The sequence below is a fragment of the Psychrobacter sp. NZS113 genome, from assembly GCF_015864825.1.
Lineage (GTDB): Bacteria > Pseudomonadota > Gammaproteobacteria > Pseudomonadales > Moraxellaceae > Psychrobacter.
The window spans coordinates 139,024-152,381 of the sequence record NZ_JADYWL010000005.1; the positions used below are offsets into that span (position 1 = coordinate 139,024).

Annotated in this window: 10 protein-coding genes; 6 read left to right on the forward strand and 4 right to left on the reverse strand. The window is 42.8% G+C overall.

From position 1 onward, the window contains the following. Nucleotides 1-418 precede the first annotated feature (418 nt). On the reverse strand, nucleotides 419-1,714 hold the full coding sequence (locus tag I6E61_RS09055; protein WP_197133494.1) for an NCS2 family permease: 1,296 nt from the start codon (nucleotides 1,712-1,714) through the stop codon (nucleotides 419-421). Between the two features lie 570 nt (nucleotides 1,715-2,284). Here I6E61_RS09055 and tolQ point away from each other — a divergent pair. From tolQ to I6E61_RS09075, 4 genes are all read left to right on the forward strand, one after another. Next, complete coding sequence (gene tolQ / locus I6E61_RS09060) at nucleotides 2,285-2,998, forward strand: protein TolQ (RefSeq protein WP_194197500.1); 714 nt, start codon at nucleotides 2,285-2,287, stop codon at nucleotides 2,996-2,998. Between the two features lie 13 nt (nucleotides 2,999-3,011). Beyond that, on the forward strand, nucleotides 3,012-3,470 hold the full coding sequence (gene tolR / locus I6E61_RS09065) for a protein TolR (RefSeq protein ID WP_197133497.1): 459 nt from the start codon (nucleotides 3,012-3,014) through the stop codon (nucleotides 3,468-3,470). Between the two features lie 72 nt (nucleotides 3,471-3,542). Beyond that, nucleotides 3,543-4,550 (forward strand): cell envelope integrity protein TolA, encoded by a 1,008-nt coding sequence (locus I6E61_RS09070; RefSeq protein WP_227685749.1) that lies wholly within the window; start codon nucleotides 3,543-3,545, stop codon nucleotides 4,548-4,550. Between the two features lie 132 nt (nucleotides 4,551-4,682). Next, nucleotides 4,683-5,975 (forward strand): PD40 domain-containing protein, encoded by a 1,293-nt coding sequence (locus I6E61_RS09075; RefSeq protein WP_197133500.1) that lies wholly within the window; start codon nucleotides 4,683-4,685, stop codon nucleotides 5,973-5,975. Between the two features lie 421 nt (nucleotides 5,976-6,396). On the opposite strand, the gene I6E61_RS09080 is transcribed toward I6E61_RS09075, so the two are convergent. Further along, on the reverse strand, nucleotides 6,397-7,008 hold the full coding sequence (locus I6E61_RS09080; protein WP_197133503.1) for a flavodoxin family protein: 612 nt from the start codon (nucleotides 7,006-7,008) through the stop codon (nucleotides 6,397-6,399). 487 nt (nucleotides 7,009-7,495) lie between these two features. Here I6E61_RS09080 and I6E61_RS09085 point away from each other — a divergent pair, with 487 nt between their 5' ends. Continuing rightward, nucleotides 7,496-8,752, forward strand: coding sequence for a YeeE/YedE family protein (locus I6E61_RS09085; protein ID WP_197133507.1), 1,257 nt, complete (start codon nucleotides 7,496-7,498; stop codon nucleotides 8,750-8,752). A 224-nt stretch (nucleotides 8,753-8,976) separates the two neighbouring features. Here the strand turns inward: I6E61_RS09085 and I6E61_RS09090 are convergent, their stop codons facing one another. Together I6E61_RS09090 and I6E61_RS09095 are read right to left on the reverse strand one after the other, a co-directional pair. Then, complete coding sequence (locus I6E61_RS09090; protein WP_197133510.1) at nucleotides 8,977-9,879, reverse strand: polyphenol oxidase family protein; 903 nt, start codon at nucleotides 9,877-9,879, stop codon at nucleotides 8,977-8,979. A gap of 229 nt (nucleotides 9,880-10,108) precedes the next feature. Next, nucleotides 10,109-11,338, reverse strand: a complete 1,230-nt coding sequence (locus tag I6E61_RS09095; RefSeq protein WP_227685750.1) for an RluA family pseudouridine synthase — start codon at nucleotides 11,336-11,338, stop codon at nucleotides 10,109-10,111. Nucleotides 11,339-12,127: 789 nt separating this feature from the next. Here I6E61_RS09095 and I6E61_RS09100 point away from each other — a divergent pair. Then, nucleotides 12,128-13,219, forward strand: a complete 1,092-nt coding sequence (locus tag I6E61_RS09100) for an outer membrane protein assembly factor BamD (RefSeq protein ID WP_197133513.1) — start codon at nucleotides 12,128-12,130, stop codon at nucleotides 13,217-13,219. Nucleotides 13,220-13,358: the final 139 nt, after the last annotated feature.

Here is a 13,358-nt window from a genome sequence, read left to right on the forward strand (position 1 = left end):
ATTTTTATCAATAAATAAGCCTTTAAATAACAATAACTTATATATAATTTTTCAGCTATGACGCTTTGGTTACGTTTTTTTGTTTACTATTGCCGATAGATTGTAATACCAGTACTCAGCTTTAATGCCAAAACAGAAGTTGCCACAGTAGACATCAAACACCTACAGTTGATACCATTTGAAGAGAGCACAAGGCTGTTTAGCGCTAGTCTGAAGTCATTATGTGGGGCTGGTACTACGTCGCCGTATGAATGGGCTTAGTACCCTGCTATCTTACAAGTGCTTTGTCTGTATCTTTACTAGAAGTCGCTAAAGCAACAAATAAAAACCCCCTTTATCAATCAATGACAAAGGGGGTTTTTATTTGCTACTTCAGCATTCAGACACTGCTGAGTAAATCGAGACGGTTGCTAGTATTCTATAAGAATATAATCTTAACCAATAGTATGATAGTTAAAATCCAGACAGCAATGCTGATATCAGCAAACTTACCTGCGATAGCTTTTACCGCAGTAAAGGTAATAAAGCCTAGCGCAATACCATCAGCGATAGAGTATGTGAGCGGTGTGAACAACAATACCACTACGACAGGTGCCGCTTCTGTTAAGTCGCTCCAATTGATGTCTTTTAACGTACCCATCATCAGAACAGCAACGTAAAAGATAGCGCCAGCAGTTGCATACGCTGGAATCATACCTGCTAATGGAGAGAAAAAGATACTGAATAAGAACAGTACACCAACAGTCACTGCCATCAATCCTGTACGACCACCGGAAGCGATCCCAGAGATACTTTCGATATAACTGGTTGTCGATGACGTACCAAGCAATGAACCCGCGACCGTCGCTGTTGAATCTGCCAATAGCGCCTTGCCCATATTAGGGATATTACCATCTTTGTCTGTCAGCTTTGCTTGGCTAGTGGTCGCAATCAACGTACCCGCGGTATCAAACAAATCCACAAATAAGAAGGCAAAAATCACACTGATCATACCAACATCGAACGCGCCAGCAATATCAAGTTGCATAAGCGTCGGTGCAATTGAAGGTGGTGCTGATACGATACCAGTAAACTGTGTATAGCCCATAAGTAAGCTAATCAAAGCAACAAGCAGAATACCAATGGTGACCGCACCTGGAACTCTTTTATAAGATAAGCCAATAATAACGACAAAACCTAATGAAGCCATGACAGGACCAAACGAGGTCATGTCACCCAGACCGACCAACGTGGCTTCATGGTTGACGATGATACCAGCACTTTGTAACGCAATAAACGCCAAAAACGCACCAATACCAGCGACCACGCCATGTTTAAGAGAGGCTGGAATGGCATTAATGATTGCTTCACGAATCTTAAATAGACTCAGTAGTACAAAGATACAACCCGATAAAAACACCGCACCGAGCGCGGTCTGCCAAGCGTAGCCCATACCTAAAACGACGCCATAGGTAAAAAAGGCGTTAAGCCCCATTCCTGGTGCTAACGCCACTGGTAGTCGGGCATATATACCCATGATAAAACACCCTACCGCTGCCGCGAGACAAGTCGCAACAAATACTGCGCCTTTGTCCATACCTGCGTCTGCTAAGACATTAGGGTTAACAAAGATAATATAAGCCATCGTCAAGAACGTGGTTATACCAGCGATGATTTCTGTTCTGATCGTGGTATTTTCACCATTAATCCCAAAATAGCGTTCAATTGCATTCATAAGTGTCGCCCCCGACTGGCTAATAAAAAGTCACCACTATATTCAAAATCAAATATCATTCCAACAAAAAAATTCCTGTTAAAACAATAATAATGTAGCAACAAAGCGTAACATATTAGACGAGTTATCTTACAAACTCAATCGCTGATAATGCCTGATTCGTATAAAAATACAATTCAACATGACATGAGTATGACAGTCAAATGTCTATACAAATACACCTATCCGTACAACATCCTAGACAAATTCACCTAGGGTTAGCCCTTATAGAATCTATGCTTTCTGTCATAATATTAGAGCAATTGATATTGGCTATATCATCCTTTATGGCGGTTTATCACATTAATAATGACCTTTGCTTCATTTAGAAGTAAACTAGGGGGCTATTGTGTCGATTGCTTACTGATTGTTTTTATTATCAAATAGCCTTTTGCTATACAAGGCTTTGATTTTTGACAAAGTAGCTATGCTAAGCATTAATACTGGTAACGCGTAAGTTTTTTGAGGTTCATCTGGTTAGGATGTCATTATTTTCATCCCACTGTTGTCAATTATCCGTGAGTTCATTACATGCCTGAGTCATTAAATATTATTGATCTTATTACCCAAGCCAGTCTATTGGTGCAGATTGTGATGGCACTATTATTATTAGCGTCTTTATTCAGTTGGGTCATTATTTTTCGTATGAGTGCGCGGCTTGGTACAGCTCAAAGTTTCGATCAACAGTTTGAAACTTGGTTTTGGTCAGGTGAAGATTTAGCCAAACTATATCAAGGTGTGCAAGGCTCGCCTGAACGCCAAGGATTGGAGCAGATTTTTTATGTTGGGTTTTCAGAATACCTAAGAATGCATAAAAAGCGCCAGCCTAAAGATGACATTATCGATGGTGTTGAGCGTAAGCTAAGAGTCGGGCTAGGACGTCAACAGCAACTACTCGAGTCAGGGCTAACAACGCTAGCCAGCATTGGATCAGTAGCGCCTTATATAGGATTGTTTGGTACGGTCTGGGGTATTATGAATGCCTTTTTAGGATTATCGCAGACAGAACAGGCCACCCTAGCCTCTGTTGCACCTGGTATCGCCGAGGCCTTAATCGCCACTGCCATGGGCCTGTTTGCAGCGATTCCTGCTGTACTGGCTTACAATCACTTTACGGCAAAATCCAGCCGCTTATATGACTCGCGGGCGCTGTTCTGTGACGAAATGACTGGCATGCTCCAACGTGAGACCAGTGCAGCAAACCCTATCAGCCGAGAAACGCAATCTACCACCAGTCAAGCATAAGGACAATGAAGCCATGAAGCAAAGTCCCTATCGCCGTGAAAAAAAAGCGCTAAATGCGGAGATGAATGTCGTTCCTTACATTGACGTGATGCTGGTGTTGCTGGTCATATTTATGGTGACTGCGCCGATGTTGATTACGGGTGTTGATGTCGATCTGCCAAAAGAGCAAACCAACACCATGAGCCAAAGCCAGCTACCAGTGATTGTTTCTTTAACCGGTAGTGGAGAGATTTTTATCAGTTATGAAAGTAATGTCGACTTGCCAGTGAGCGAGTCTGAACTGATTAATACCTTATCTAATTTGCAGACCCAAAACAGTGATGCCGGAGCGTCGCCAGTACAAGTGATGATAAATGCCGACCAAAATAATCAATATGGCGCCATCATGACGCTAATGGCCACATTACAACAAGCAGGTATCCAAAAAGTAGGTCTATTGACTGGTGCACCTCTACCCACACCTTCATTGTAATAAGCACATTGACAAGTACAACACCCAATTAAGCTTGCAATAGAATCGTAGCCAACCCAATGAACCACGTTCATGAGTATAAATATTATGCATAATGGTCCTGCCGTCTATGTGCCTACCCAACCCGAAGGCAATGGGCTAACCCTGCCTACACTACTCAGTTTACTCGCACATGGCCTTGTGATTGGCCTACTCGTTTATAACTATCAAAACACTGAAGTAGACATGACTGGTAGTATCGAAACGGTCATGGTCTCACCTGAGCAACTGGCTGATATGCAAGGTCAGATACTAGCCAATCGTGCGGCCGCGCAAGCAGCCAGCGCGAATAGCAGTGCAACGGCAGTCACACAAGAAAATGCGTTTGATAGTAACGATGCCAGTCAAAACAGTGCCCAATCAAGCTCACAGCAAGTACCGACTTATAGCCGTCCCGATAATACTGCTGGCCGACCCTTACTGATGAGCGCAGAGCATCATCAACGCTTGCTTGAACAGAATCGTGAGTATGAGCAGCGCATGGCTGAGTGGGCAGAAGAATTAGACGAATCAGTGGCAGAAAAGCACGATGTGATTGAGCGAGACAAGAGAGATGAGCAGATAGAAGATCAACAAAGGCTTCAAGAGTATCGCAATAAGCCAAATAACGCTCCTAAAATTATACGTCCTGATAATAAAAGCACCAATGTAGAATTCGAAAGTAATGATTCTGATAGCGCACCTCAGAATTATAGTTTGGCAAAAGGCGAGTCTATATCTGGCGATACAGTAACAAGTAACGCAAAAGAAAGCAGTCGTTCAGCAGCAAGTGGCAGTCGTGGTGCTAGCAATAGTGAAATTATCAACCTAATCAAACGTAACTATAATCCGCCGACAGGAGCGAAAGGTGCGACTCAACGCGCTACGCTAACAATTACTGTAAATGCTAGTGGCAAGGTGACCAATGTCTCAGTTTCAGGACCTGATAGTAAGGTCAATGAGGCAGCCAAACAAGCAGCTTGGGATGCGGATAGCTTCCCAATAGATACTAGCGATCCCAAATATCCTACTTTTGATATACAGTTTAAAGGCAGTAACTAATAAGTTGCTCATCTCTCACATTATTGATAACGTTACCTTAATAATTTCATACTGTTGAAGATACTTCCGTATCTTTATGATTGATTACTTATAAAAATGATAACTATATTTTTTCAGGAGCCCCAATTACTCATGCGTACTCATAAAAAACTACTCACATCTTTACTTGCGAGTGCCTCAACTTTGCTGGTCGCTCCAAGTATATTTGCAGCTCCTGTCGTTCTGGAACTAGATTACGATATTCCTATTCAACAAAACCAAGTCGCTTTTATTCCCTTCGCTGGTGACACTGTTATGTCTCCTATTATCTCAAATGACTTAAGCAAGACTGAGCTAAAAGTGACCAGCGAAAATTTGCCACAGCAGCCGCGCAGTAGCAGCGAGTTAGCGGGCACACTACCAGTATGGCAAAGTATTGGTATTCCTTATCTAGTCGTTGGTAACAGCAGCACCAATCGCGGTAAAGTCACCACTGAATATGAAGTCATTGAAGTGAAATCTGGTCGAATACTGGCAGGCAAACAAAGCTTAACGGTTAAAGATAACAAGGAAAGCATGCGTTATGCTGGACACGTCATCGCAGATAAAGTATATGAGCTGATTACTGGGACGCCAGGTGATTTTTCAGGACGTATTGCTTATATTGAAGAGAAGTTAAGCGGTAAAGACAAAGTCTCAAGTCTCAAAATCATGGATGCTGATGGTGAGAATGCGAGGACACTTGCTGAAGTCAAAGGGTCTATCTTTTCACCCGCTTGGTCACCAGACGGCAAACGCATTGCTTACTCTGTACAACGTGACCAATCGTATCAAGTCATCTACGTACAGAACATTGATGGTGGCGGTGCAACTGCATTAACGCCCTTCTCTGGTAGCAACCTGAGTCCATCATTCTCACCTGATGGTAGCAAAATATTATTCTCTAGCAGCTTTGAAGGCAGTGCCGATATTTACGAGATAAGTGCCAGTGGCGGTCAACCTAAAAAGCTTACCAACTGGCCAAGCAGCGAAGTACAGCCAAGCTACGCGCCTGATGGTCAATCTTTTGTATTCGTCAGTGACCGCGCAGGTTTCAATAAGCCGCAAATCTATCGTTATGAGTTTGGCTCAGGACGTACCACTAAGCTGTCAAATAGCGGTTATGCGACTAGCCCGCAATTCAGTAGTGATGGTTCACAGATCGCCTTCTTAAACGGTTCATCAGCCGCTATTATGAATAGTAATGGCGCAGTAACGGCTAATTTAGGTAATACGGGCATTGATGAAGCACCGAGCTTTTCGCCTAACGGTAAGCGTGTGGTGTATGCATCAAAACAAGATAATACAGGCGTTATTACTATAAAATCACTAAACGGTGGTGAGACGTTTGGCAAGTCTGGGCAAGGTACTATTCGCTCGCCAGTATGGTCAGCCAGTCCAAAATAACGGTTATTCTCCAGTAATTTTATGGCTTGATAAGTCCGTAACTAAAAAAGCACTCGATAATATTATCGGGCGCTTTTTTTGTACCATGGAGCATGGAGCATGGAGCATGGAGCATGGTATCAAATGATAGAATGAGCTAAAAATCAAACTTATAACTCGATAATATAAAAATCAACCAACCATTGGACTAAACATTCTTATTTAACGTAAGTATTCTTAATTCTTATATACTCGAACCCTACCGAGACACTACTATGAAGTCCCTCATTCTTACCAGCCTGATTACAGCAGTAACACTATTGACGGGTTGTCAGTCGTTCCAGTTTGTTGATAGTCCGATTCCTGTCACATCAAATTTGACTCAATCGAATGACCAGTAACAGAACTGAGAGACACAAAAAAAGCAGACTATAAAGTCGCTTTAACTCTGTGTATTGGCTGGCTGATGCTTGATAATGGTTTTAGCCAGATGATCACCAAACCAAATAGCGGTGTCGATATCTCCAGATCCTGGCGTTTCTTCAGGTGGGCCGTCAAGCGACTGCGTCATTAAACCCAAAAAGCTGGACAGACGATTTAGATCATGGGTTTCATGACCTGTTGGCATCAGTGGTAGTCCAATCCAATTCATCCCATGCTGCATGGCATACAGAGAAATCTGCTGTAACACCGCGAGTTTGTCACCGCTTAGGCCACCAGAGTTAGCAAAAGCTGCTGCCCACTTCCCCTCCCACTTACGCTGATACCAACGCTTTGAGGTTTCATCCATAAAAGTCTTAAATTCAGCGGTGACACTACCCATATATACGGCACTACCGAATACCAGTAGATCTGCTTGATCTAAAAACGCCCAATCCACTTCATGGACATCTACTGCCTTGGCTTGCGATTCTGGCAACTGCTGACGGGCACCTGTCACTATGGCCTCAGCCACACGCTTGGTATGACCATAATTACTATGATAAATAACCGCAATAGATAGATTATTGGATGGATTAGTGACAGTTGAAGCAGACGATATAGGTGTAGTCATACGGGCTCTAGTAATGAATGAATTGATGAATAATGAACGGCTAAATAATAATATTTAGAATTGTCTAAGTAAGTACAGCCATTATAGCCTGTAATTATATTGTTAGTAGCGGATAGCTGTCGTTAATGACGCTATCGTCAGATGCAAGGATAATCACACTACCTATTAACAGACTGTCATAGAGTAGCAATATTCAGCGAATTATCAACTCACTTATGTAAATCGCAACTTTGTCGAATGTTATGTACTACAGCATGTGCTTATTAAATAAGAAAAAATAATCATTAATAATTACGTTCATTTATTCCATATACGCATATGTTAATTCCAGCTTTTCTTTCCAGCTTGTTTCTATTTTTACCGTAATAGGATTATGATGTAGCGCTTATTCCTAAGTTGCTCATAAATACTATTAATAAATTAAAAAAATCATAAGAAGGCTATAAAAAAATCGTAATCAAACCTATAAGCAGAGGAGACCACTACTGTGACAACGTTAAGAGTTCAACCCGTAAACGAGGTACGAGATCCAATCGTAAGAGACAGCCTTCGCTTAAATGATCCACAAAAGATACTGGTAGCAGGCGGCGCCATTGTGAGCTTTCTCATGCTGGTCTATTTGCTAGATACGCAACATATTTCGCAGTCACTACTGCTTGGCATTGGCTTATTATTAGGCTATACCCTTTTTCATGCCCGCTTCGGTTTTACCTCTGCATTTAGACGGTTGATGTCGGTCGGTAATGGGCAAGCGATGCGCTCACACATGCTGATGCTGGCCATTGCCGTGACACTGTTTGCCCCTATTTTAGCCTTTGGTACAACTATTTTTGGTGGACCAGTCGCAGGTTATGTCGCGCCAATCGGTGTCAGTCTCTTCGTTGGTGCATTCGTCTTTGGTATTGGCATGCAGCTTGGTGGCGGCTGCGCCTCTGGTACTCTCTATGCAGTCGGTGGCGGTCGTTCAGTGATGTTCATTACTTTTATCTTCTTTATCGTTGGTGCCACTATTGGCGCTTACCATCTACCATTTTGGACAGAAGAGCTACCGAGCTTTGAGCCGTTTTCTTTGGCTACCTCTACAGGTCTTGGTTACAGCGGTGCTTGGATGGTGTCTTTGGCACTTTTTGCTATAATCGCATGGATAACCTTGGTCGTTGAAAAAAGAACCAAAGCCCCTAAAATGGCGCCTGTGCCTTCTGAAAAAGGTTGGAAACGTATTTTTCGTGGTTCTTGGCCGTTATTTGCAGCCGCGATTGTACTGGGCGTACTGAATGCATTAACGCTAGCAACGCGTGGTCAGCCTTGGGGTATCACGTCCGCATTTTCATTATGGGGATCTAAAATTGCGAGCGCTTTTGGGTTTGATGTCGCGAGTTGGGGCTATTGGCAAGGCGCAAACGCAGCAGCGCTAAATGCGTCTATATTTGCTGATTCAACAACGGTACTAAACATCGGTATCATCATTGGCGCTTTCATTGCCTCAGCGGCTGGCGGCTTATTCAAATTTACGACCATTACTAAGGGTAACTTTGCGGCGTCCGTGATTGGTGGTTTGATGATGGGCTATGGCGCACGTCTAGCATTTGGCTGTAATATCGGTGCTTATTTTGGTGGTATCGCCTCTTTTAGCTTACATGGCTATATCTGGGGCATACTTGCCATGGCTGGCACGTTCTTAGCACTATATTTACGTCCTTTATTTGGCTTGTCAGTGCCAAAGTCTAGCGACTCAGTCTGTTGATATAGTCAATTCTCTATAAAAGAGTAACAGCGTTAATATCGCTTGAAGTATCACAGTTACATCTACACTCAATTGCCTTGACTCTCTTTTAAACTGAATCAACTATGTGTAGACTTACTAGTGCTCAAATAAAAAAACAGCAGGTTAAAATTAACCTGCTGTTTTTTGTTATATAAAGCATATTGTGTTAATCAGACAACACTCATTTTACTATCACTACTTTTCTAGCCATCACGACTCTGTGCACTACGGGCAATCACTAATGCCATACGTCCCGTGGCTGGCTGCTGCAGATGTGTCTGGCGGCGATACGAGTAATAATGGCTGTCAGCATAACTACAGTCAACTGGCAAGTCAGTAATGATTGTCATGCCAGCAGCCTCTAATTGCATGGCAGCAAGCTTCGGTAGATCCAACTTAATCTTGTCATCGTGAGATGGTATAGAAAATAGTGCTACGAAACTATCAAGTTGTTTCTCTGATAATGCTTGGTTCTCTTTGCATCCTGCTAACAGCTTGTCACGGACGTCTGTATTCACCTCATAATTGGCCTGACTAATACAGACACCTATCCAAGCTTTAATCGGCATCGTGTTATCAAACCTATTTACTGTCGTTTTGATAACGCCGCAAGCCAAGCCTTGCCAGCCTGCATGAATCGCGGCTATCTGTCCTGTCGCCGGTTGGTACAAGACGATAGGCACACAATCAGCCGTCATTATGGCCAGTCCGATACCTTGTTGCTTACTAACCATCGCATCAGCCGCCATGGGTGTCATACTGAGCGCGGTGGCATCGACATCGTGAACGTTATTACCATGGACTTGACTGACCCAGTGCAAGCGTTTAATCGGCACGTATTGAAATTGCTTTGATGCTGATGTTGATGTTGAAAAGCTTTCATTGATGCCAGACAGTAGACACATACGATTGTGCAATACCTTTGCCGCGTCATCATTGACATGCAAGCCTAAATTTAGATCACCGTAATCTGCCGGATTTTGCTGTCCTATTGTCTGAGTGTTTAACTCAGAATCATTGACAACATCAGTCAAAAAAGCCGCCGTTTGAAAAACAGCAATATCATCAATTTGTGCTAGCAATGTCATAGGAAGCTTATTAATCATGACTGGATCTACCATCTCAATGAATCATGTATATGTGGCTGACAATATTTCAATACTTGGTTTTATAGTTAGTTCTATAGCTTATATAGCGTAGATAATAAAGAGTCAAATTTATGTCAGGCTAGTGTCGTCTACTGTTTGTAGTACTTTCACTCGCCTGTCTAGCCTCTTCTGAATTCTAAACCATATTGAACACACTATATTTTACACAACTGCTCTAAAAAACGACTTACTCAGCATCATAACCATCACTAAGTACGGCTATGAGTTGTTGCATATCTTCAGGCAACGGCGTGGTGACTTCCATATCTTCACCTGTCGTTGGATGGACAAAACCTAGCGTATAAGCATGCAAGGCTTGGCGCGGGAAATTATTAATCGTTTGACGCTGCACTTCTGTGAGACCGGCTCGCAATTGACGACGACCACCATAAACGCGGTCACCCACTATCGGATAGGTAATATGGCTTAAATGCACACGAATCTGGTGAGTACGACCCGTCTCCAGTCCTACATCTAATAGACAGTAGTTACCATTAAGCGGCGTCACCTTTAATAGATGAGTAATTGCCTCACGTCCTGCTGTCATCACAGTCATTTTGGTGCGTTGATTGCGGTGACGGCCAATTGGTGCATCAATATGACGATGGCGCGTTAAACTTGCTTTATCACCTGCCACCACACATTGATAGTGACGATAGACTGACTTGTCTTTTAGTTGCTCCATCAGTGCCATCTGCGCAGGTTTGGTTTTGCCGATAAGCAACAGTCCAGAGGTGTCTTTATCAATCCGATGCACCAGACCTGCACGTGGCAAATGGTGCTGCTGCGGATAGTGATATAGTAACGCATTGACCAAAGTACCTGTCTGATTTCCAGCACCAGGATGCACGACCATGCCGACAGGCTTATTAATAACCAGTACGTCGTCATCTTCATAGACGACATCGATGTCTATATTTTCTGGTTGGTCTTCACTATGCTGCTCTAACGTCGTCGATAGATGCAACACATCATCAGCTTTGACACGAACCTTTGGTTTTTGCACACTGCCGTTATAGAGTAAGCTACCGTCAGTTATCCAGCCTTGTATCTGTACACGCGAGAAGTCTTTGAATGCGAGTGAGGCAACCTTATCGATACGCAGACCTGACTGATCTTCTGTGACAGTATGGGTAAGCTCTATCGCTACTGGGACTGCTGGACCCGAAACTGAAGGTTCATCATCATCGCTATCATCAATATCACCATCATCGATGTCATCTGCATCACCATCTGGTAGCAGCACTTCTTCTGAACTCGCATCATCATGCAATTGCTCATCAAGTGCTGGCTGATTATCGTCAAGTAACTCACTATTTTTTAAAACGTCATTTGTCATCGGTGACTCTTGTGCTGATGAATCAGTATCTAACGATTGATTCGGTGGTAAATGGGTGGTTGTAGCATTATTATTCATAATAAATTGATATATAGCAAAGCGCCTAACCTCATTCTGTCAGGCAGTTTTTTAAAAATTTTACAAAAAATTAGACTGCCGGTCACGTATTTATTGCTTATCATAATAGCAATCATCGTCAAAAAAATCGGCAGCGATATCGCGATAGTGTACCATGCCGAGTGCTTAAGCCCTATAGAAGCTGCTCGTTATCTGTCATTTTTGATGATAACTGATACATACTCAGTATCGTCGGTTAACTCTCTAAAATATGACATTGCTGTAATTTACTGTATATTTATCGGTATCAGCGACATTCTATATCGCTCGTGATAGCCGCTCATGCTAAAATGCCGAACTGAAATCAGATATTATGTGGCTTTTTGCTAGCCATATCATAGGTACTGGTATTGTAGGTACTGGTTAGGCACTGAAGCTCTCTAACCATGGTCTGACCCAGATATTGTAAAAAATCTCTGCTACTGTCATGGTCGAGTGCCTCATACACTGGACTGCATATATCAAAAAAATAGACGAAGTAAACGTTATTCTATAAAGTATGACTATATTTTGCTGTATGCTATGGCACTGAATTTAAAAAATAACGGTTTTATTAGGGTCTGTTAAGACCATACACCATTACAATAAACTGCATTCAATAAAAACCATGTTGATGGTGAGGCTGCTCGAAGATGAGTATGCTTGATACTAGACAGTTAGCGGATGCTCCAAGCATCGTTTTTTATTATTAACCTTTTATGTAGCATAATAGCGCTGCTGTTATTATGCGCCTCGTGTCGGAGAAGAAGTATGCAAGCTGTTGGCAATACGTTTATCAAACTGTCCTCAATCACCTTACTTACGCTAAGTGTAAGCCTAGTCGGTTGTCAGACTTTTAAAAACCTGACCGGCGGCGCAGACGTCGATACGGTAGAAACTGCTCAAAAATCAGAGCAAAGTTATTATAACGATGCCATCGAACAGCTTGATAAGAGCCACCACACACAAGCTATCGAAGAATTGACCAACCTACGTACTTTCTACCCTACTGGGCAGTATGCTGAACAAGCATTACTCGATATGATGTACGCACAATATGAAGGTGGCAAATATGAAATGGCAGCGGCAAGCGCTGAACAGTTCATTCGTCTATACCCTTCTAATCCACAAGTGAGCTACGCCTACTATGTACGCGGTGTGGCGAACATGCAAGGATCATCAGAAGGCTTAAAACTGTTCAAATTGAACCAAGCCGAGCGTGATACCGCTTATTTGCGTATTGCTTTTGCCAATTTTCAAGAGCTCGTTAATAAATATCCAAACAGCCCTTATACACCAGATGCTGCACAGCGCATGACTTTCATTTACAATCAGTTTGCTGAAAGCGAAATGAGCGCTGCCAATTGGTACATCGAGCGTGAAGCTTATGTCGCTGCTGCCAACCGTGCCAAATGGGTATTCCAGTACTATCCGCTCAGTGACTCCATTCCAAAAGCCCTTGCCACGCTAGCTTACAGCAATGAAAAGTTAGGTCTAACGGATTTGGCAAATGAGTACAAAACACTGTTGCAGATTAATTATCCAAGCTGGTTGACCAGTGATGGTAGCGTGAAACTAGAGACCAAACGTGACAGCACTTGGCTGAACAAAATCACCTTTGGCAAGCTCGGTCGTTCAAGCGTAGACGATGAGTCAGTCGCGACAGGCAATTACAATGGTGCGACTAAAACACAGATAATTCGTAATGCCAGTCAGCTAAGACTGCCTAGCGCAGATGCAGCTTCTGCAGGTGCACCACCTTCCAATGGTGCGCCTGGACGTGGTACAAATGGCAATATGCAAAACGGTCAGCCACCACGCGGCAACACCCAATCAAACCTAGATACTACTATCGTTCCATAGTGTTTCAATCCATAGTCTTTTCAACCACATTCTCTCAATGTGAATAATGAATGACTTAGAAGCTGTCTCATAAGAAATAAGGCCAACGCTCATGTTGGCCTTATTTTTCTGTTTCTATAACACGCTTTGTGTTCCAACA